The following is an 18,989-nucleotide window of genomic DNA, read 5'->3' on the forward strand; positions in this document are numbered from 1 at the left end:
TGAGTGGGCTTTCCTTGGCTTGATATTGGGTTGTGAGTGTTTAATTGCTGCAGGGTGTTGACTGCTGAGTCTCTCTGAGCCAAAGCTATAAAGGCTGCGAGCCACCCACGCTACCCCTACTACCTATTTTCTTCTTATAAAGAGAGAGGTAGTGGGGGTGCCCTAAAAACTCTGGCTAAGAGAATCTGCTTTTGTGTAAGTGCGAAATTATTTCTTATATTGGATATAAATATTTTGTCTAATTAATGTTTTTCGCTTGTGCTTGATTGTGCTCATTTTTAATACTGTGGATACAGAGGCAGGAGAGAGCCTCGAATAAAAGGAAATGTAGTATGAGTATCGTGCCAAAAGTAGCAGTCGAAATCGATGCGTTCAGTCCAATTGTTATCGCAAATAACGAGAGCGCTCTTGATGTTGCCAGAGAGATGAAGGAGTACGGTAAGCAGACTAGACTGATATCAATCGATGGTGATGTGCTGAGAGCCGTATCCGTAGCATACAAGACGGCGTCAGGATTACACAGTCTTAATGAAGGGCAAATATCTAAATCAATTTATACGATGTCGAAGCTCGACCTAGCGTTGATGATCGTGAAAGCTGACAGCAGCGACAAAGCGTTCGACACAGCAGCGTTCGAAATCGCTCGTGATGTTTTCGTCTCCGGCAAAACCCAAGAGAAAGCCCAAGCTCTCGCTGAAGCGACCGGTCGCACTCAAGAAGCCTGCGTGTCAGCAATCAATAGCAAGCTCGAATTCCTGACAGCTCGCATGAATTCAAAAACCAACACCCTGGACGCCACCGGCATTTCCAATGCGAGCCCGGAGGGAATCCGCGACATGATCCTGGCAGACGGTGGAAAATTCCTGATCAGCCTGCCGACCGGCGAAGGCAAATCGACGATCATCAACGAGCCAGTCATTCATCACTACCTGGACACCGGCAGGAAAGTCCTGATCATCTCGCACCGCCGCTCGATCAACAGGACTCTGGCCAACATCCCAGGAATCGTTAGCTACGACGAGTGCAATGATCCCCGCGACTTGCAGAACGCAAAAGGCCTGAAGATCGTCGTCAACTCTCTCAACGCACTCAAGTTCAAGCGCTTCATCGAGTCAGTCGACCTTGTCGTCATCGACGAAGCCTCGCAAGTGATCTCGCACGTCCTGGGTGGCGAAGTAAAAAACCGCCAGGCAGTCTGGGAAACCTTGGATTTTGTCGTCAAACGCACAGCAAACGTGATCATGAGCGATGCTGACATTGACGCACGCTGCGCAGAGATGATTGGGCCTGACCACAAGCTGTTTCGGAAGCCCGCAGCTCACGCTGGCATTACTGTGTATACCGGCGACATCAACCACGTCAGAGCCTTGGCTGTCGCGTCAGCATGCAGCACGCCCACTCTGATCGCTTGCGATGCGGTTAAGGAGGCCCTGGCCCTCGCGAAGTCAATTTCTAAGCAAGGTGGGCCAGATGCGCTGGTGATCACTGCAGACAATGCCCTCTGGCCGGATCAAGCTGCTTTCATTGCGAACCCGAATGACACCGCGTACCAGGTTGTGATTTACAGCCCGGTCATTACTTCCGCGCTTTCGATCACGTCTGGCCACTTCAAATCGCATTACGGCATCTTCCAGGGACAGGTTGTGCCGAGTGACGCTATCCAGATGCTTCGTCGTGATCGCACCGCCAAGAGCTTCGTGGTTGGCATTAAGCAGCCCATGTACAGCAAGTCTGAAGCCGTTGAAGTGTCTTACAAGTGCAAGCCCGTCTGCCTCGACGACCTGCTGGGCACGCTGAGTTTCAAAGATGGCGATCAAGATACAGAGATGGTTGTTCGGTCGGCTCTCAGCTCACTGCAATTTCAGTTTCTTGAGTACAGGCATCGCAGAGACGAGGCTTGGTTGCGCGACAACATTCAGAGCGCGTTGCCTGCGAGTCTCATGTCGCGAGGGTTCTCTGTCGAGGTTTTGAAGCATGATGACGTCCTTTCCCTAGACGGATACAAGTCTGACAGTCTGGCGAAAAAGGCCGTCAAGCGTCAGATCGCCAAGGGCGTAAGCCAGGCAGTCAGCGCCGACGAGGCTACTGCGCAGCGAGTTCGTGATTATGGTTCAGAGAACGAGAAGGAATACCTCGAGGCGTCCCGTGCAAGAGCCATCGAAGTAATGGGCGTTACGACCTTCAGCATGAGCGATGCGATGATATGGGGCCATGGCGAAGGCGAGTCGAAAGTCAGACTGTATCGCAAGCTTCACAACCACTGCGGAGCACTCTCCGGCCTCTGCCTGGCAGCCCCATCAGACCAGGACGCGACCATTGATGAAATTTCAGCGAAGGTAATGGCAATCCTGAAGCCCGCACTGATCGTAATGGCTTACAGCGATGCTTGGACAGAGAATCGCAGCGTCGAGCTGTTCGACACACTGAACGCGATTCGCACAGACGTACTAAAAGCCGGGATCAGGCTGAGCGCTGCAAAAAGCAATCAAGCAAAGAAAGCTGATATCACAAAAATCTTCGCGCAGTTCGGACTTTCGGTCAAAAGGCATGAGACAACCAACAAGCAATATTTCTACACTATTCGCCCAAAGTCACTGATTCAAATGACCCGCTACATCTGATCCCCCAAGCGCCACGGAAGGCGCTGCAATATACCCAATATAAATATTTTGACAACTTTGCTATTTGCTATTGCACGGCCAAATGCTCATCCATAACATGGAAGGTATAGCAAGAATAAAAAAGGAAAGGCCATGACTTCTTATGTGGAGCTTGATATTGAAAAACTGTTCGAGGCGGAACTCAAGAACAAAGACAGCAGACTTTGGTCTATTGTAGAGAAAAGCGTCCAGGAACACTCGGCTATCCAGAATGACGCTCCTGAGGTATTTGATCCTGCGAACCCGAATCCTAAGCTTCTTGATGAGGCTCGGATATCATTACTCTCTGGAAGCAGGGCTATAGATCGAAATCTTTTGAGGTATACGATTGAGGAGAGCCTGCGTGTAATGAAGGATGTTCCATGGAACACCTATAATCGTCAGCGTACAGGGGTATTGGAAGAAGGTGAGGAGATCATCATGCTCCCTTCTGTCTATCCAGTTTACAAGCCCTACAGGTCTCACAACGAAGCTTACGAGTTCGAGTTTGGAGGGTTGGTTGGCTACGAATATGAGCCTAAGCACCTAATGCTAAATTATGTCATCAAGAGCACTTATACATCTGATACTAATGAGATCCTGAACAATCGGATAGTTTGGGAGTGCAAGGGCAGAATCTCGACACTCATCGACGCGAAGAAATATGTCAACTCCGCAAAGCAAAATCATGTTCACTTCATATTCGTTTTTCAGTCGAGAAACATTACTTGCCCGTGGACGTTCTCAAGGCCTCCGAGAAAAGACGGAACCAGGATGACCCTTGAAGAGTGGTGTGTAAATAACGGTTTTGACTACTGTTATATGGGTGAGGTGGAGCAGTTTAAGAAAACTGAGCACTTCAAATGGCTTGTTGAAAACGTCGGTAAGGGACTTGGCACTCTATCGGAGCAGTTAGAAGGCAAAGAGCCACTGAGATACGACGCAAAGCCGAACAATTATAGCCTGGCTAAGCGAATGAAACGTAAAGGCTGAAACACTAAATCTACATGATGTACAGAACACAAGGGCCACGACGGCTCTTTTTTTTGCGCACAAACAAAGCTGTTAATAGTGTTACAATGTCTGCATAAAAATAATAATAACGAGTGAGACATGCGAAAAATCCTGGGGATTGATCCTGGACTCTCTGGCGGTCTATCTATCATTGACGAGCAATTTAACTTAATTGCTTGCATTCAAATGCCAACCTGCTTTGTTGACGGCAAAAAGCGTCGGGTAGACCCGCGTCCCGTTTTTGACTTTATTGCGCAGCACGAGCCAGAGCTGGCTGTTGTTGAGCTGGTAGGTGCCAGGCCTGGCCAGGGTGTGACATCGATGTTCAGCTTCGGTGATGCCTTTGGGGTTGTCCGGGCTGTTGCTGAGTGCCTGTGCCCAGAGGTTCGGTATTCGCGACCGCAAGAGTGGCGCGGCCATCAGAGCCTTACAGGGCTGTCGAAAGAGCAAATTGCTGAGGTTGCCTTCGAGGTGTTCCAGGCCGAGGCCATCTATGGAAAGCCCCGTGGTGGCAAGCGTGCTGTGCGTGATGGGATCTCTGACAGTCTGATGATCGCGAAGTACGGCGTCAGGTTTTTGGAGTGACTGATGGCGACTAAGGCTCTCACGAAAAAGATCATCTCTGATCTCGAAAAGTACATCACTCAGACGACCAGCCTGAAGATCGCCTGCGGCTGTGCCGGTGTGCCGTCGTCCACGTTTTATGCATGGCAGAAGGCTGCAAAAGAGATCGAAGAGGAAGGCAAAGACGAGTCCGACTTAACCAAAGACGAAGCTCTGCTGATGGAATTTCTGGAGCGCATTGACCTAGCTAAAGCCAAGTCGTGCAAGCCAGCCATTGATGCCGTGATGAAGGCCATCAAGGAAGGCGATGCCAACCAAGCTGCAAGGTTACTCAGCAGACGTATGCCAGAGGAGTTTGGCGACTGGAACCGCAAAGAGGTGACGATTCGCCAAGAAGTAAACGAAGAATCCAGCACTGGTATCGCTCTGATCCCCTCAATGGGAAGCGACATCGACCTCGATCAACAGCTTCAGCAACAGCAATCCGATGCCTTGTTGCTCGCAAAAACAAAAACAAACGAACTCTCATAATAATAAGAAGAAAGGTATTCGTGTGATTAAGCAAAGAAGTTGGGGTGATTGTGGTGTTGTTGCACTGCTAAATGCAATCCAAGACAACGGTATTTCTTACTACAATCGTCCTGGTGGCTACGAGGATATGGTTTCGAGTCTCAATAATAGAGACTGCGGAATTACCATTCAGGAAATTTGTAGCATTCTCTACGACCATGGATTCCTACCAGTACACATTCCCTTGGAAGGATTCGCTGCTGCATCTGGGATTGCGAATGCAAAGTCAAGCTCTGTTGATGTGAAGGAGGGACTATTCGGGCAGTGGAGTAAAGCCATCTATCAAGTCAAAACGAAGTCGGGAACTTTGCACTTTATATACTTCGACGGCTACCTGATTTGGGATGGTGCAACTAACAGTCCTGTATACCCGAGGTTTAGCGATTACGAGTCCGTTATTGACGCTGTCTACATCCTGCCCAATACCCCATTCTCTATTTATCGTGGCGCAGATGAGTTTGTAGACTTTGCAGAGTCTCAGCTTGAGCGTATCGAGAAATGGGAGGCATCTCTTCGCGATTCCCATGAAAAAACCGCAGCCCAGAAAGTTGCGGAGTACGAAGCCGCTCGAACGGTCACGATCACTAATACGGTTGACGAAATCTCTGTAGCCCAGGCGCTTGAATCACCGAGCGCTGACGAGATAGTCATGAACATCATTCGGAAGAGCCGTTTGTGATCAAACAAGGCCAGGCGCTTGTGCGCAAACAGAGCCTCTTTGTACTACATGCGGTACGGGAAGGTGCGTTGTGATCCATAAATGGAACATTAACCCCGGTGAGGTGGCTTTATGAGCTCTGCCGGGAACATTAAGCACATCGCCAGGGCTGTCCGAAACGTAGTCTGGAAGCCACTACCAGGCTCGCAGGAAATGTTCATGATCCTGGGGCAGCCTCAGTCGCTCGTGCGAGAGGTTCTGTTTCATGGCTCCAGGGGCAACGGGAAGTCCGACGCACTGATCATGGGCTTCCTGCAGCACGTCGGCAAAGGCTGGGGTGCTTACTGGCGCGGCACGATTCTGCGCAAAGAATTTAAGCACCTGGAAGATCTGGTGAAGACCGCTGGGATGCTGATCCCTCGGATCTTCCCGGATGCAGTGTGGAATGAGTCTAAGCACAAATGGACGTTCGCCACTGGCGAGGTGTTGATCTTCAATCACATCAAGCACATCAGGGAATACGACGGAAAATTCCACGGCCATCAGTATGCGTACATCGGGTGGGACGAGCTGGCCACCTGGAGCAGCATCGAGATCTACGAGGCAATGATGTCGACGCTTCGTACTGCTTACCAGCCGTCCAAAGCACAGCCGAATCTCCCACCACTGCAGGTGAGGGCCACCACCAACCCATGGGGCTGTGGACGCACCTGGGTGTACGAGCGGTTTATCGAGGGTAAGCGTCCAGGAGAGATCACCTATAATGCAGACGGCACCAGGCAGCGCTGCGCGCTCTTCGGCACAGTCTTTCAAAACATCCACATCGACGAAGGCTACATCCGCAACTACCTGGGTCAGCTCATCGATCCGGCTAAGAAAGCGGCTTGGCTGCTGGGTGACTGGGAAGCTGTCGATACGGGCGCTATGTTTGGCCCAGTCTGGTCTGCAGATCGCTTGATCTTGGAGCCCTTCGAGATCCCGCGTCACTGGAAAACTGACAGATCCTTCGACTTTGGTCAGTCCACGCCTTTTTGTTGCCTCTGGTACGCGGAAACTAACGGTGAGGCCATCACGGTTAATGGCCAGACGTTTTGCCCACCAAAGGGCACCCTTATCGTCGTTGGAGAAGATTACGGCACAGAGATCGACGCTAAGACAGGCAAACAAACCAAGGCCGACGCCGGCCTCTACCTGTCCGCTAAGCAGATCGGCGAACGACTCAAAATCAGGGAAAACAAGCTACTCGAAACCGTGCTCAAGCAGCACCAAAAAGTCCAAGCCGGCCCGGCAGACAACCAGATTCACAACGGCAGCAAGGTTGACCAGGGAAATGCTCCAACAGTCGCAAAAGAACTCAAGGCCGCTGGCATGGAATTCGTCAATTCAGACAAGAGCCCTGGCTCTCGTGTGACCTCAGCTCAGCTCATGTTCGACAGGCTTCACGCTACAAAAACCCAAGACCCAAGCAAGCCCCACATCTACTTCTTCAAGTCGTGCAGGTTTGCTCTCAAAACAATGCCTTTCCTGCAGCGAGATGATGATCAGCCTGATGCAGTGGCCAAGGGGCCGGACGACCATGCTTGGGACGCTCTGGCATATCGGTTGACATGGAAGCGTCCAGTAACTTCGATTCAACAAGGTATTCGGTAACGCCACAAGTTTGACGTCAAACAAAGTACAATTGTTGTAGTCAAATAAGAATAAAAATAGGCGCTATATATGTCTGTTAGTCAGCGCTCGATGCGCAGCCAGAAAGATTATGATGTTCGAAAAATAATTAGGACACTTCAGGGCGGGACAGTTGCTATCCGGGCTGCTGGGGTTGAGTATTTACCCAAGGAACCTGGTGAGACACCGGAAGCCTACCGGAGACGCTTGAACAGGTCTTTCTTAACTAACTACTTTCAACGCACGGTAGCAAACCTAGCCTCGAAACCATTCAGCATGCCCGTAGGCATCAAGAGCGAGAGATTCCCAGAGCTTGCTGATGAATATCTGATTGACGTGGATGGTCGAGGCACCAGTGCAACCACACTTGCTCATGCCTGTACCGCCGATGCAGTAGCGATGGGATCAACGTTCCTGGCCGGCGATTGTGCGGTGAACGGTGGCAGGCCTTATCTCTACCTCCTTGCTGGCGAAAACATCCTGGCTGCTCGAAAAAATGAGGACGACAAGCTCATCCACATCCGCATCTTGGAGTCGGCGGTAGTCCAGGATGGCCAGTGGGGTGAAAAGGAAGTTAAGCGAGTCAGGGTCTTTGACCGAGAGGGTGACGTTGTTACCTGGTCGCTATACGACGGCGAGACAGATGACCCAATCATCCTCGACCAGCCTTTTGCGCTCAAAGAGATCCCAGTCACTCCAATCCACGCCGCTGAGGCGATTGCATGCGATCAGATCCAGGCACCGCCGCCGCTGCTCGATCTGGCCTACATGAACGTTCAGCACTATCAGGAAAGCTCCGATCAGTCGAACATCCTGCGCATTGCTCGTGTTCCTGTTCTGTTTGCCTCGGGTGTGGCTGAAGACGCAGCCATTACGATTGGGTCGGAGTACGCGATCAAAGGTGAAGCAGGTGCTGACTTGAAGTATGTCGAGCACTCTGGTGCAGCCATTGGCGCAGGCCGTGACTCCCTCAAGGATTTGGAGGCAAAAATGGAAGCGTATGGCCTCGGGATGCTGGAAAACAGCGGGGTGGCGGAAACAGCGACGGGTCGAGCGCTACGAGCAGGTGAGACGAACAACAGGATTGCTATGCTGGCCTTGAACGTTGCCAGTGCCCTGGAGAAAGGGCTGGGATGGATGGCGTATTTCAACAAGATCGCGGAGCCAGACTTCCAGGTACACATCGATACCGAGTACGGCATTAGCTCCTCGTCGGAAGACCTCACGGCGTTGGCCAACGCTCGCACCATGGGTGATTTGTCGCGTGAAGATTACCTCCAGGAGATGAAGCGCCGGGGCATCCTTCGCCACGAGTTCAGCCTGGCGGATAACGAAGATCGTCTGTCTACAGAGCTGGCCTGACTGGCGTAGAGGGGCCGCAGCCCCTCCAGCTTATCAAGTGTCGAGCATGTCCCACTCATCACCCAGAATCCATCGAAGGGCTGACAGCTTCCCGTTGATCATGCCCCACTCAAAATCATCCCAAGGGCCGGTGTCTTCATATTTCTCGCGAACCTTTTCGGCTGCAGCAAGAGCGCCTTTTAGGATGTGTTCGTGAATTACTCCGTTCCCGTAGCGTTCCGTACCCTCTGGGACGATTTCAATATCACCCTGTTCCAAGTGGTACATACGATTCATATGCCGGTTGTACCAAACCTTGTCGACCAGCTCGTCCATAGCCCCCAGGATCTCCTGAAGGCCTCGCGTCTGATCCTCCCAGGCCCACTCGTTCTCATAGTGGAATTCTTCAAGGTCTAGCAGATCTTCGATTGCCGACTTCGTGGTATTGAAAAACAGGGAAGCTTTGCCATCAAAGATGTCTGAGAAGTCTTCGTGGGGCTGCCTGTGATCTTTGCCCGAAAAGTCAGTAACGTTATGAGTCACGAACCTGAAGGTCTCGAAATTGGCTGCCTGCTCAACACCGAACTCCTGGAAGGCTTCGGCCAGTACCGCGTCAGCAACGCTATTCTTCTGTTTGTGGAATGGCGCTTTCTTGGCGATTGCCCGCTCTGCAGCTTTGATCTTGGCGGTATCTGAGATGGGCGTCTGGAAAGACAGGTCGAACAGCTTGATGACTCGGTTGACGCTGCCCTGGGTCGCCTCAGAAAGGATCGGAAGCCGGTGGTTGACATCGTCAATGGTATCCAGGGCAGTGTCTTTCCCTTCGCCACCAAATGACTGGATCATTCCTTTGACAACGCGGATCTCACTCGCAATCCGCTTGCGTGTGGACTCAATGACCTTGTCCTTGTTTCGCTCGAATTCTGTGCGGACGAGCTCGGGCACCAAGAGCTTGATCACTCCATCTTCGACGAGATGCTCAATGGCTGTCAGCATTGGCAGTTCTGCTTTCTGAGTCGAAATATCAAGCCAGACGCATGTATCGAGCATTACGAGATGCATGGACGCTCCTTGCGGTGTGTAGATAGCTAGACTTTAGTTCGGCCAGCACTGGATAATGGCCTATCAACATACAGGAGCGACAAATGTCCCGTCTCGCAGAATTCCGTGCCCTGGAGCAGCAGCTGGCTGCTCAACTGGCTGAGCTTGAGTCCCTGAAAAACGACGATGGCCTCAAAAAAGAAATTGAATTCGAGAAGAAGCTCCGTGACCTCTTGGCTGAGTACGGCTACAGCCTGCGTAACATCGTTGCCATCCTAGACCCTCAAGCTGCCTCGCGTCGTGCTGCTCCTGCAGCTGTAGCTGAGAAAGGCAACCGCAAGCCACGTCAGCTGAAGGTCTACAAGAACCCTCATTCCGGTGAAGTCGTCGAAACCAAGGGTGGCAACCATAAAACGTTGAAAGAATGGAAAGGCCAGTACGGTGCCCAAGAAGTCGAGTCCTGGTTGGCTCAGTAAGACTTTTTGAGTACAAACAAGGGGCCTTCGCAAGGCCCCTTTTTTATTTAAGGAAGAAAAATGCAGATCAAGAAACCGCAGCACTTGCGGGCATTCCAAGAGCTCCTGGCAGGTACGCGTTACCTGCTTTGCGTAGATCTCGAAGCCACGTGCGATGAGTACCCTGAAGGCCTGACCGACGAGCAAAAGCTTGAGCACAAGCTCGCTGTGCATCGTGACGAGATGGAAACCATTGAGGTCGGCGCTGTGGTTCTAGATCTGCATCAAAGCGCGAAGATCGTCAGCGAGCACACATGGTTCGTTCGCCCGGTGCTGAACCCTGTTCTGACAGATTTCTGCAAAAGCCTGACAACGATTGATCAGGTCGACGTCGACAGTGCCAGCACCTACAACGAGGTTCGACAGGCGCTGGATGACTACTTAGCCCCATTTAAAAGCGAAGGCCTGATGTGGTGCTCGTGGGGGGACTACGACGCGAAGCAGCTGGCGATGGATGCGGAGCGGAACAGCTGCGAACCCATGCTTGCCTGCTTTGCACACACGAACGCCAAAAAGTGGCACTGGAAGGTGCTCAACTGTAGGGCAATGGCCCTCCGGCCTGCAGTTGAAGACTGGGGTATCGAGTGGTCAGGCCAGTACCACAGAGGTATTGATGATGCCCGCAACCTGGGCGTGCTGGTAGGTGAGATCCTGCGAGCTGGCTGACCTGCCTGGGCTGGAGGTATGATGTCAGTTTGACTGCAAATGGGCACGGGGATGCCTGGATTGTCGTCACGAGCTGTTACTTATACTTCTTGCCCATGAAGGATTCATGATGAGCAATCAGGACACACGTTACCCGAAGGGCTATTTCAAGAATCACCCTAAGGAGCTTCCCTCCAGCCTAAAGGGATTTGATTTCCATGCGGTGACCAAGATTCGCCTGCCGGGCAATAGCAACAGAACAACAATATTCGAGTTTCTCCCGAAGCAGTTCAAAGCGTTGCTGGACGGTATTGAGAAAACTATTGAGCAGGTGGTTTCGGATGCCACTAAAAAACTTAGAAAGAAGCAAAAAACGCTGAAGTCTGAGCTAAAGCAGGCAAGTGTGGCCTTGCGTGATCTTGAGGAACAATTCGACGAAGTCGTTGCTGAGCGTGATGAAGCTCTTGCGCAAGTGGCACAGCTCGCCAAGAAACCCAGCAAAGCGGTTGAAGATCCCAAAAAGGTAAAATACCTTGAGCGAGAGCTCGAAAGGATCAAGCGACTCTTTGAGCAAAAGAATGATGAAAACAAGAAATTGAAGTCCCAGCTGCAGGCCGATTATGGTGACGATCAGAAGATCAGAGTCGATCTCAACAAAGCTCTAAGAGATAATGCCGATCTTGCGAAATTTCTTAGTGACATTACGTCTGCGCTCGCGGAGAGGGGTATTGAATTGGAGGATCTCCTACCTGGAAACTCTGGGATGATTTCTGCTAGTACAATTCTTTCAATCAATACAACTAACGTAACGACGCCGAAGCCTTACCGGGGCTAGCTCCGATGGCTGACAGGGTTGGGCTGGCAGTAGCATGTCAGTTTGAGTTCAAATGGGCCCCGCAGGGCCCTTTTTACCGTGTGAGGAAGACATGGCGAACAGGATTTCCCCCGAAAAACAGCGTCGGATAGATTACGAGAATCAGTTCATGAATTTCGAATTCATTGACCTAACCTCGAAGCTGATTTTAGACGAGCTAACCGCATGGGCGAACGAGAATATATTTAAGCCTATCGGCGGCACTCTCACTGTCAATCGACCTATGAACGAGTCGGTTAATGCTTGCGCAATTGTTGATCAAAAAAGCCCGATGAACGGCACCATTTTGATTAATATGGGTATGATCCGTGAGATCTACAGGGATTCATTTACTTTTCCCCCATACTGCGAACAGTTTGTCAAAGACTCTGACAGCCTCAAATGGCTAAATGAGGAATTTAAATGTCGAGAGTTTACCTTTGAAACGGGACTGCCGGAGATTCCAGAGAAAAATAGAAATGCGTTTTTTCATCTTATAAAGGATATATTTGTCGGAAAGGACGAGAGATTTACTGAGGCAGCAACAGCAGCTCGTTGCATGTACTATGAGGTCGCACTGGCTTGGGTGTTCTTCCATGAGCTAAGCCATTTGGTTCAGTGTCATTATAAGCTACGCAAAAATATTGGTTCCAATGGTATCGTGGAGTTTTACGAAATTCGGGATGAGTCTGCTGATGCTGAGGAAAATGCATATGATCAAGCGAGGGAAGTCCTAGCCGACATGGAGGGTATCGATTTAACTCTCAAATATATGATTCGGAAAGATATCTTTACATCGGGTTCGCTCTACATTTTCATGTGTGCGCTAGGTTGCATGTTCAATCGCTTCTACAATGGCTATGATGAACTGATTACAATTGGCAAGGGAACGCATCCTCATCCAATAGTTCGGAGCGAGTTTGCAACCTCGTTTATTTTAAATTCGGCGAGTCAGAAACTTCTAGATTTGAAGTACGCCGAAGATTACGAGGGCGTAGCAGTGGCACTTACATATCTGAGTGTTCGGGCTAGTGTATTTTCTGGTGTGTTCTGGGGGTGGCGGTACGAGGACATGGAAGAAGGGGCGCTCACTTCATTCATGAAGTTTTCCAGTCAGTACAACGTAAAGCAAAGAAAGGCCTGCTGCCTTGAGATCGAAAGATCTATGAATCAGCAACTCGTAACTATAGCTGGGAACCACCTCATGAAAGAAAATTTCCTTAGCTCTTTGGCGCGAATGAAGTCGTTCTTCGATAGGCCTGGAGTGAACCAAGCCCAAGGATGAAATTCATCACGCTACACCTCTAGCATGGCGCGTGTAGCGTTTAATAGGTGAGTTTCCTAAAGAAAATCCTGATCATTCCAATGATCACCACATAAGCAGGTGTGATTATCAAGTAGTAAAGCTTGATCAGGGAGTTGTCAACTAGGATTATGGATGTTGGAGCTAATATGAATAGGGTAATAAATGCGAAGGTGATTGTTGTTCGTACAGCATCCTTTAATAAGTGAAACACATCGTCAATAATGAGCGGTGTAAAATACTTTGCTCCGAATGCCATAATTGCAATAAACCCCGCAGCATAAAATAGTTCTTGCATAAATCCTCTCTTATTATTTGTTGTCAAACTGTTTAATGGCCAGAGCGCTTCACAAACTCTTTGTATCGCTCCCGGCTGGCTAGTACCTGGTCTCGAATCTCTGAGACGTCGATTCTCATTGTTCCTGATGGGGTGACATGCAGGGTTTTGAGGGAGTTAATGGCTAAGATGAACTGCTCTTCCTCAATTTCCGACCTGCTCTTCTGACGGCAGGGTGCATTCTTCTTCCTGGTCAAGAATTGAGTCATGGCCGAAATCATAGGCCGCACTGCAGGATGGTTAGTTCGTAATCGTCCTCAGCCATACCTCCATACTCCAATTCGTCATCAAGATCGCTCTTGCTGATGTTCCAGTTTGATGGCTCAATATTCCCTTCTGTCCCGAGATGGATTTCGCGGCAGTCGACCTTACTTATGAATCCATTGTTGAGGAGGTGGAGTGTCACGCGATTAGGGCCAGCGCTACCGGACGATTGCTCTTTTATTTCGTTGGCAATATTTGATAGGTCGAAATCTCTACTGCATATAAATGGCCCCGTGTAGCTGTAGTCTGAATATCTCTCAGTTGAGAGAATGACTAGCTGGCCTTGAGTGAGCTTGAACCCACCATCTTTGGTTGTTCTGTTATTTACATTTAACCCTGTTCTCAATTTTCTGCACTCCTTTAATCGTGTAATAAATACATTGTGCAAAATGAGATAGCATGCAGTCCATATCTATTTTCAAACTGATTTCTAGCGCTTGCTTGATAAGTGCTAATTACCCTTGAAAACACAGATGCGTATGTCAGTCGCATACCCATAAAATAATTTCACATTGCCCTTTGCTGACAAACCTTGTGCTTTCAAATCGGCAGATAAATTGTTAGCTTTTGACTAGACCTGCGAGGTGGTGCCATGCACAAGTCGGAATCGATCAGTGAGCGCAAAGCTCGTGATCAGCGCGAAAAGGCTGAAGCGCTAGAAAGCCTGAGCGAGGAAGAGATTAAGGCCGGCAATGAGATGCTCAAGCGGTTTGCAGCGAGCCCGGCAGGGAAGAGGCTCAAGCCGAGTGGCAGGCGCTCATACAACTACGACAAGAACAGCTTTGACTGAGCTTCACTGAGAAGCCTGCCAGCTCTCAACGGCTCTGCTTAGCGCCTGGACATCCTGCAGCGCTCGGTGCCCACGACGTAGGGGAAGTCGCTTCAGGATCTCAGATGCAGCTTCGCGACCGACAAGCGCTTCCAGCGGTTTGACTTCAAACGTCGCTTCGATGCCTGCCGCTTCGTACAGCACGTCAAGCCAGAAACAGTCGGCGGGGTTGTCTGAGCAGAGGGTTTTGCCGTCAAAGAGGCGGTTCATTTCCTGCGCGACTGCCAGGGGTGGTGTGCCTTGGCTTATGAGCTGCTCGCGGCTGATTCCGTGCATGTCTTGGGCGTCGTAGCTCCAGTGATCCCAGTACCGCGCTGGTTGAATGAGGGACTGGTACTCACCGCCTGGATATACGACAGCTACTTCAATCGGGTAGCTGTCAGGAGCAATGCCTGAAGCCTCAAAGTCAACAAAATGGGTTGGGCGCTCGATCTTCATTGTGGCCGCTCAGTGATCCTGGGTTGCTCCTTAGTTAGCTCAGCGGTGATTTCTCCACGACCAGGGATGATACGAATCAGGCTTTGCACGAGTGGTTTAGCGAGCCCGAGATCCTCCAGACGCTCGATGAGAATCCAAGCCTCAAGGTCGGTATGGTGTTCATCCTTTCCTGCAACGATTTGGTTTGCGACAGTGACGAGATCAAAATCCTTGAGGGCAACCATTGGCTTGTTACTCTCGTCACGAATACCGTGCAGCAGTGTGAAAACCTGGCCTTTCTTGATCTGCATCGCGCATCTCCATGTGTTGCCTTCATCCTGCCGCGCTGGCAATTTGGAGTCAAACGGCGTTGCCCGGCCGTTGGAGCCAGTGATAGGTTGCCAGGATGAATCAGCCACTGTTCGACCTCGACCTATCTCGGGTTACTCGTGAGCACTACATCACCGGTAAAGCTGCGATCAACTTCCCTTACCCCGGCGTGACCACAGGTGGATGGCATTTCCTAAACTATTGGGATCGGGAGTCGGGGGTGTGCAAAGTGTCGCTTGCTGGCATCCATTTCCCTGCCACCTCGGCGTTCTTTGGTGATGTGGGAGTCCGGGATGCAACCCAGGTGCTGGCCGAGCGCGGATGGCATGCTGACGGCAAAGCGGTCTGGATGGCGGATCATTGCAGAGCGGCAGCAGACATGGTCGTCAGGTGGGCCCTAAGTGAGTCTCAGCACTGTAGCGTCGAAATAGACGACTGGTTTCCGTCTAACGCAGATCGCCACCGGTTCCTGGATTTGGTGGTGTCTGCCAAGACTCAACTCGATGCGGTTGGGAGGTGCGATAAAGTCGAGCTCTGGCTTGCTGCTCAATCTTAGCCGGGGTTTCGTAGCCTCGACTGCACCTGCTGTCTGCCGTCTTCGCAGACGAAATACACCCTCGCTGGTGACCATACGTGGCGCTTGTAGACGAAGGATTCATCTTTCGAGCGAAATGCAGTGACATAGCTAACGTTGGCTATCTCGTCGAGCTCACCTGCCGCGAAGTCATGCATGCAATCGTCGAACGTAATGCCCGGCTCTTTCTTTGAAATCGCGTGAGCGAAGTAGTCTCTGATCGACATGTCAGTGCCGTCGTAAATCCATTCATCCCTCATAGCGGTCTCCAAAAACGGCTCTGGCATCTAGCTTGTCTAGCGAGTGTACGTAATCGACCGGGATCTCGTAAGCCACGCTGAGCGGCAGCTCATGTCTCGAAATCAGCACCAGTGGTAGTGGCTCGTTCCACGGTCTGGCTAGGGCAGTCTGCAGATCTTTGTCGTCAAACCTTTCGATCTGGCTGCCGGCGAGCTGGTATGCGTAGTAGCCCTGGCTCATTGCGTATTCGAGCTGAGTCTGGAAAGAAAAGCGACCGCCCGTGCTGTCGTTACCGGCGCTCAGGAGGATTGCGCGGTGCTGATGCAGGATGTGATCGAGGAGCTGGAGCTTGAGATCAGGGAGTGCCTGGCGGTGCTTGGGTGCCAGAGTCATCACGGTGACAGGATAGATAACCTCTGTGTCTCCCAAGGGGTAGATCGTGCATTGGCAGACCAGCTCCCTTGTCTCAGTGGTCTCGACTGCAAGGATGTCGAAGTCCTGGCCGGGAGTCGCAGTGATTCGATATCCCGATACAGTGGGCAAGGTCATGCGCGAGCTCCAGGAGGGGCCGCCCAGGGGTGAGCGGCTTGTAGCTAGACTACTTCAGAGGATTGGCAGTAGCACCAAGCGAAGACTGGTAGCAGCCGCAGCCGTACTCTTTCCAGTAAGCATCATCGCTCAGCGAAGCTAGGGTGGCCTGCTTCTGCTTGTAGTTCTCGATACGGCTCAGGTTCTTGGACGTGAACGGGTGATTTGCCGGGTCGAACGAAGTGTCGCCGCTTTGGATTCGGAATTCGGTGAACTCCTGATTCTTTTGCGTCAGTTCATCGATGTCGGTCTGAAGTGCAGCAGTTGCGCGCTCTTTGCCGCGCTGAATGAAGAACTTCTTGGTGTCAGCGACTTCAGCATTGAAGCCATCCATGTCCTTGCCGTTCAGGACTTTGGCGAACTCTTCACCAGGATAGCGAGAGTGAAGCATCTTAATGTTGCCAGCCATCTCAAGATATTCGTTATCTTTCATGCCTTTCATCATCGCCTTGAGCGACTGATCAGCAGAGGCCGAGGTAGTGCCATCGACTTCGGTTACCTTCGATTCACCGCAAGCGGTCAGCATGACAACGGCAAGAGCGAGCGCAATCTTTTTCACGTACAGCATTCCTTTGTGTTTGTATCACGAATGTGACAAGAATTTTTTAACACAAAGGTGATGGCAATTCAATATCGCAGCTGTGCGCTAGTTAAGTTTTCTCGTAGTACGGAACTAATGTGTATTTCTGATGTCGCGGGCCCTTGCTCTCAAGAGGCTATGGTGTAACGCGAAAAATGGATTGTAACAGCCGCTGTGTTACATGACAAAATTTGCGTTACAAGCCTGTCTTAATGAGCGACTAATCCGAAGAATGAAAATATATTTGATCCGCGAAAAGCTCCGTGGATAAAATACAAATATTAGAAGAAGAGCTGAAGCTCTCGGGTAAAACTATGCAGACAATCACAATTCGAGCTTTGACTCCAGAAACTGAAGAAATTTGCGCTATCCGCTTGGTCGGCGGGTTTGATTCAGAGCGTAAACATTACCCTGCCTTGAACATTTTCCGCTTTGACAACAAACGGCACCTTGAGCTGCTGGCTGATTATGCCGAGGCGGGTTGTCCGGAGAGCATGGATCTGATTGAGCGTCTGATAATCGGCGAGTTGATTCATGCTAAGGATCTCGTATTTGATGGCATCCGTTTTGTGTTTGATGTGCAGAGTTTTACTGAGCCAAAGAGTTTGAGATGCCTCGCTTGGGAAGTATTGGCACAGATCATCGAAGAATAAAAAGGAGAAACGATGAGTAGGTTCGCTCAGCAACATGAAATCTATATCCAGGCTCAAGAGGCATTCCGGCGTGGGGATCATTCCACCGGGCTGAGAAACACCTTGTATCTCATGGCTAATTTCATAGTCGGTATGAAGGGTTATGACCTGTACAGGCTGTGGGAAGCATCAGTCATTGGAGGGAATCCATCGGAGGAAATCTTCGGTGCAATGGTTGATGGAGACTTGGTTGTACCAGTTCTTCAAGATGCCAAAAATGGGAAGATTCAGATAATCCAAGACTTCCTGGCCGCTGTGCAAAGAATCGAGATCAGTGAAAGGGAGCGAATTTTGAGAGCTGTGGTGTAGTCAAGAGCTATTTTGCAAAAAATCCCCTTTGCCATTTTTTATGATATTATGGTGTTACAACATAAAACAACAATAAAAGAATCCTCGGGGGATTTAATCAATGTTGCAGCGTCATAATTCGCTTATCGTTCTTCATGCTTACGGAGATGACGAAGGCGAAAACGAGCCAGGGGCTCAACCAGAAGTAGACCTTTCCCATCCTGCTGTACAAGCTCTCTTAAAAGAAAGAGATGCTCGTCACAGCGCCGAAATTGCTGGGCTAGTAAGCAAGAAGAATGAGTTGCTAGGCGAGATCAAGACTAAAGATGCTCGGTATAAGGCTTTCGAGGCTCAGATTCAGGATCAAGAAGACCTAGAAGCTTACAAAGCCGGCAAGCTGGATATCACTGCGTTTTCTGACAAACGAGTAAATGCCGCCGTTGAGTCCTATAAAGGCATTCTGAGCGAAAAAGATACCAGCATCCAAGAACTGGAGAAAAAACTCCAGGAATCTGATCTTCGCATCAAGCGCATGCATGTCTCTCAAACAATCAACCAACTGGTTCTGGCCCACGAATTTGTACACAAAGAGGCTGCTGAGGACATCGCCGAATTCGCACTGCGCGAGGGCGAAGTTGATACTCAGGGCAATCTGGTGTTTCGTGACGAATACGGCAACGTAAGGCTTGGTCGTGACGGCAAACCGCTGCAGGGCAAAGAGTGGTTGGATGGCCTGATTGGTCGGAAGAAGTATCTAGCGAAAGACCTGCCTGGGTCAGGTGGCAAGCAAGGCACTGGTGGATCAGGCCGTACAATGAGTAAAGCTGAATGGCAAAAGCAGTATATGAACGCTACTGAAAAAGAAGCGAAGGAACTGCGTGCCAAGCGTGAGAAAGGCGAGATCGTAATCGTCTGATCGAAGTACCCGCTGGGGCTCGCCTGAGCCCCCGGTTGAAATGCTGGCAGGGCCGGCGACTGTTTTGCTCAGTGAGCGACAGATATCCTCAACAGTACCAAATAAAAATAATAATAAATAGGT

22 protein-coding genes are annotated in these 18,989 nt (G+C 50.5%); 16 read left to right on the top strand and 6 right to left on the bottom strand.

All coding sequences use genetic code 11. The features are described 5' to 3' along the window. The first annotated feature begins 332 nt into the window (after positions 1-332). The 7 genes from AC5QPF_RS10045 to AC5QPF_RS10075 all read left to right on the top strand — a co-directional run bounded on the left by AC5QPF_RS10045 (position 333) and on the right by AC5QPF_RS10075 (position 8,475). Positions 333-2,621, top strand: coding sequence for a replication protein RepA (locus tag AC5QPF_RS10045; protein WP_494963062.1), 2,289 nt, complete (start codon positions 333-335; stop codon positions 2,619-2,621). Between the two features lie 132 nt (positions 2,622-2,753). After that, positions 2,754-3,632 (top strand): PDDEXK family nuclease, encoded by an 879-nt coding sequence (locus AC5QPF_RS10050; protein WP_494963063.1) that lies wholly within the window; start codon positions 2,754-2,756, stop codon positions 3,630-3,632. Between the two features lie 120 nt (positions 3,633-3,752). Then, positions 3,753-4,238 (top strand): hypothetical protein, encoded by a 486-nt coding sequence (locus AC5QPF_RS10055; protein WP_494963064.1) that lies wholly within the window; start codon positions 3,753-3,755, stop codon positions 4,236-4,238. Between the two features lie 3 nt (positions 4,239-4,241). After that, complete coding sequence (locus tag AC5QPF_RS10060; RefSeq protein WP_494963065.1) at positions 4,242-4,748, top strand: hypothetical protein; 507 nt, start codon at positions 4,242-4,244, stop codon at positions 4,746-4,748. Positions 4,749-4,770: 22 nt separating this feature from the next. Further along, entirely contained in the window at positions 4,771-5,466 is a 696-nt protein-coding gene (locus tag AC5QPF_RS10065; RefSeq protein WP_494963066.1) for a hypothetical protein, read from the top strand. Positions 5,467-5,658: 192 nt separating this feature from the next. Next, positions 5,659-7,095 carry a hypothetical protein gene (locus AC5QPF_RS10070; protein ID WP_494963067.1) on the top strand — a complete coding sequence of 479 codons (1,437 nt, stop codon included), beginning with the start codon at positions 5,659-5,661 and terminating at the stop codon, positions 7,093-7,095. 294 nt (positions 7,096-7,389) lie between these two features. Further along, positions 7,390-8,475 (top strand): DUF4055 domain-containing protein, encoded by a 1,086-nt coding sequence (locus AC5QPF_RS10075; protein ID WP_494963068.1) that lies wholly within the window; start codon positions 7,390-7,392, stop codon positions 8,473-8,475. Between the two features lie 33 nt (positions 8,476-8,508). Here AC5QPF_RS10075 and AC5QPF_RS10080 read toward each other — a convergent pair whose 3' ends face one another. Then, positions 8,509-9,516, bottom strand: a complete 1,008-nt coding sequence (locus AC5QPF_RS10080) for a PIN domain-containing protein (RefSeq protein ID WP_494963069.1) — start codon at positions 9,514-9,516, stop codon at positions 8,509-8,511. 83 nt (positions 9,517-9,599) lie between these two features. Between AC5QPF_RS10080 and AC5QPF_RS10085 the strand changes: the two genes are divergently transcribed. From AC5QPF_RS10085 to AC5QPF_RS10105, 5 genes are all read left to right on the top strand, one after another. Next, positions 9,600-9,971 (top strand): histone-like nucleoid-structuring protein, MvaT/MvaU family, encoded by a 372-nt coding sequence (locus AC5QPF_RS10085; RefSeq protein WP_494963070.1) that lies wholly within the window; start codon positions 9,600-9,602, stop codon positions 9,969-9,971. A 60-nt stretch (positions 9,972-10,031) separates the two neighbouring features. Continuing rightward, positions 10,032-10,676: an exonuclease domain-containing protein gene (locus AC5QPF_RS10090; RefSeq protein ID WP_494963071.1), complete on the top strand. Its 645-nt coding sequence runs from the start codon at positions 10,032-10,034 to the stop codon at positions 10,674-10,676. Between the two features lie 106 nt (positions 10,677-10,782). Continuing rightward, complete coding sequence (locus AC5QPF_RS10095) at positions 10,783-11,490, top strand: hypothetical protein (protein WP_494963072.1); 708 nt, start codon at positions 10,783-10,785, stop codon at positions 11,488-11,490. Positions 11,491-11,638: 148 nt separating this feature from the next. After that, the gene (locus AC5QPF_RS10100; protein WP_494963073.1) at positions 11,639-12,793 is read left to right on the top strand and encodes a hypothetical protein; all 1,155 of its coding nucleotides are present in this window, start codon (positions 11,639-11,641) and stop codon (positions 12,791-12,793) included. Between the two features lie 1,211 nt (positions 12,794-14,004). Further along, positions 14,005-14,202, top strand: a complete 198-nt coding sequence (locus AC5QPF_RS10105) for a hypothetical protein (protein ID WP_494963074.1) — start codon at positions 14,005-14,007, stop codon at positions 14,200-14,202. Between the two features lie 3 nt (positions 14,203-14,205). Here AC5QPF_RS10105 and AC5QPF_RS10110 read toward each other — a convergent pair whose 3' ends face one another. Both AC5QPF_RS10110 and AC5QPF_RS10115 read right to left on the bottom strand, forming a co-directional pair. Next, positions 14,206-14,679: a 3'-5' exonuclease family protein gene (locus AC5QPF_RS10110; protein WP_494963075.1), complete on the bottom strand. Its 474-nt coding sequence runs from the start codon at positions 14,677-14,679 to the stop codon at positions 14,206-14,208. Beyond that, positions 14,676-14,969, bottom strand: coding sequence for a hypothetical protein (locus AC5QPF_RS10115; RefSeq protein WP_494963076.1), 294 nt, complete (start codon positions 14,967-14,969; stop codon positions 14,676-14,678). The genes AC5QPF_RS10110 and AC5QPF_RS10115 overlap by 4 nt, the downstream gene beginning before the upstream one ends. A 95-nt stretch (positions 14,970-15,064) precedes the next feature. Between AC5QPF_RS10115 and AC5QPF_RS10120 the strand changes: the two genes are divergently transcribed. Then, positions 15,065-15,544 (top strand): hypothetical protein, encoded by a 480-nt coding sequence (locus AC5QPF_RS10120; protein WP_494963077.1) that lies wholly within the window; start codon positions 15,065-15,067, stop codon positions 15,542-15,544. Here the strand turns inward: AC5QPF_RS10120 and AC5QPF_RS10125 are convergent. Genes AC5QPF_RS10125 through AC5QPF_RS10135 form a run of 3 tightly spaced genes read right to left on the bottom strand, consistent with a single transcriptional unit; the run spans position 15,541 to position 16,949 of the window. Then, the gene (locus AC5QPF_RS10125) at positions 15,541-15,822 is read right to left on the bottom strand and encodes a hypothetical protein (RefSeq protein WP_494963078.1); all 282 of its coding nucleotides are present in this window, start codon (positions 15,820-15,822) and stop codon (positions 15,541-15,543) included. The two genes, AC5QPF_RS10120 and AC5QPF_RS10125, sit on opposite strands and share 4 nt — an antisense overlap. After that, positions 15,812-16,351, bottom strand: coding sequence for a hypothetical protein (locus AC5QPF_RS10130; protein WP_494963079.1), 540 nt, complete (start codon positions 16,349-16,351; stop codon positions 15,812-15,814). Before AC5QPF_RS10130 ends, AC5QPF_RS10125 begins: the two co-directional genes overlap by 11 nt. A 49-nt stretch (positions 16,352-16,400) precedes the next feature. Continuing rightward, complete coding sequence (locus AC5QPF_RS10135; RefSeq protein WP_494963080.1) at positions 16,401-16,949, bottom strand: hypothetical protein; 549 nt, start codon at positions 16,947-16,949, stop codon at positions 16,401-16,403. Positions 16,950-17,233: 284 nt separating this feature from the next. Between AC5QPF_RS10135 and AC5QPF_RS10140 the strand changes: the two genes are divergently transcribed. The 3 genes from AC5QPF_RS10140 to AC5QPF_RS10150 all read left to right on the top strand — a co-directional run bounded on the left by AC5QPF_RS10140 (position 17,234) and on the right by AC5QPF_RS10150 (position 18,866). Next, positions 17,234-17,623 (top strand): hypothetical protein, encoded by a 390-nt coding sequence (locus tag AC5QPF_RS10140; protein ID WP_494963081.1) that lies wholly within the window; start codon positions 17,234-17,236, stop codon positions 17,621-17,623. A 12-nt stretch (positions 17,624-17,635) separates the two neighbouring features. Continuing rightward, on the top strand, positions 17,636-17,971 hold the full coding sequence (locus tag AC5QPF_RS10145) for a hypothetical protein (RefSeq protein WP_494963082.1): 336 nt from the start codon (positions 17,636-17,638) through the stop codon (positions 17,969-17,971). A gap of 100 nt (positions 17,972-18,071) precedes the next feature. Beyond that, the gene (locus AC5QPF_RS10150; protein ID WP_494963083.1) at positions 18,072-18,866 is read left to right on the top strand and encodes a hypothetical protein; all 795 of its coding nucleotides are present in this window, start codon (positions 18,072-18,074) and stop codon (positions 18,864-18,866) included. Positions 18,867-18,989: the final 123 nt, after the last annotated feature.

The organism is Pseudomonas sp. Con_6 (assembly GCF_059379395.1).

Excerpts from the sequence above, each read along its gene's own strand:
- AC5QPF_RS10060 (WP_494963065.1), top strand. The coding sequence starts at position 4,242 with ATGGCGACTAAGGCTCTCACGAAAAAGATCATCTCTGATCTCGAAAAG.
- AC5QPF_RS10090 (WP_494963071.1), top strand. The coding sequence starts at position 10,032 with ATGCAGATCAAGAAACCGCAGCACTTGCGGGCATTCCAAGAGCTCCTG.
- AC5QPF_RS10125 (WP_494963078.1), bottom strand. The coding sequence starts at position 15,822 with ATGAGGGATGAATGGATTTACGACGGCACTGACATGTCGATCAGAGAC.
- AC5QPF_RS10085 (WP_494963070.1), top strand. The coding sequence starts at position 9,600 with ATGTCCCGTCTCGCAGAATTCCGTGCCCTGGAGCAGCAGCTGGCTGCT.
- AC5QPF_RS10145 (WP_494963082.1), top strand. The coding sequence starts at position 17,636 with ATGAGTAGGTTCGCTCAGCAACATGAAATCTATATCCAGGCTCAAGAG.
- AC5QPF_RS10075 (WP_494963068.1), top strand. The coding sequence starts at position 7,390 with ATGCCCGTAGGCATCAAGAGCGAGAGATTCCCAGAGCTTGCTGATGAA.
- AC5QPF_RS10150 (WP_494963083.1), top strand. The coding sequence starts at position 18,072 with ATGTTGCAGCGTCATAATTCGCTTATCGTTCTTCATGCTTACGGAGAT.
- AC5QPF_RS10130 (WP_494963079.1), bottom strand. The coding sequence starts at position 16,351 with ATGACCTTGCCCACTGTATCGGGATATCGAATCACTGCGACTCCCGGC.
- AC5QPF_RS10070 (WP_494963067.1), top strand. The coding sequence starts at position 5,659 with ATGTTCATGATCCTGGGGCAGCCTCAGTCGCTCGTGCGAGAGGTTCTG.
- AC5QPF_RS10105 (WP_494963074.1), top strand. The coding sequence starts at position 14,005 with ATGCACAAGTCGGAATCGATCAGTGAGCGCAAAGCTCGTGATCAGCGC.
- AC5QPF_RS10055 (WP_494963064.1), top strand. The coding sequence starts at position 3,753 with ATGCGAAAAATCCTGGGGATTGATCCTGGACTCTCTGGCGGTCTATCT.
- AC5QPF_RS10100 (WP_494963073.1), top strand. The coding sequence starts at position 11,639 with ATGAATTTCGAATTCATTGACCTAACCTCGAAGCTGATTTTAGACGAG.
- AC5QPF_RS10115 (WP_494963076.1), bottom strand. The coding sequence starts at position 14,969 with ATGCAGATCAAGAAAGGCCAGGTTTTCACACTGCTGCACGGTATTCGT.
- AC5QPF_RS10050 (WP_494963063.1), top strand. The coding sequence starts at position 2,754 with ATGACTTCTTATGTGGAGCTTGATATTGAAAAACTGTTCGAGGCGGAA.
- AC5QPF_RS10045 (WP_494963062.1), top strand. The coding sequence starts at position 333 with ATGAGTATCGTGCCAAAAGTAGCAGTCGAAATCGATGCGTTCAGTCCA.
- AC5QPF_RS10110 (WP_494963075.1), bottom strand. The coding sequence starts at position 14,679 with ATGAAGATCGAGCGCCCAACCCATTTTGTTGACTTTGAGGCTTCAGGC.
- AC5QPF_RS10120 (WP_494963077.1), top strand. The coding sequence starts at position 15,065 with ATGAATCAGCCACTGTTCGACCTCGACCTATCTCGGGTTACTCGTGAG.
- AC5QPF_RS10080 (WP_494963069.1), bottom strand. The coding sequence starts at position 9,516 with ATGCATCTCGTAATGCTCGATACATGCGTCTGGCTTGATATTTCGACT.
- AC5QPF_RS10095 (WP_494963072.1), top strand. The coding sequence starts at position 10,783 with ATGATGAGCAATCAGGACACACGTTACCCGAAGGGCTATTTCAAGAAT.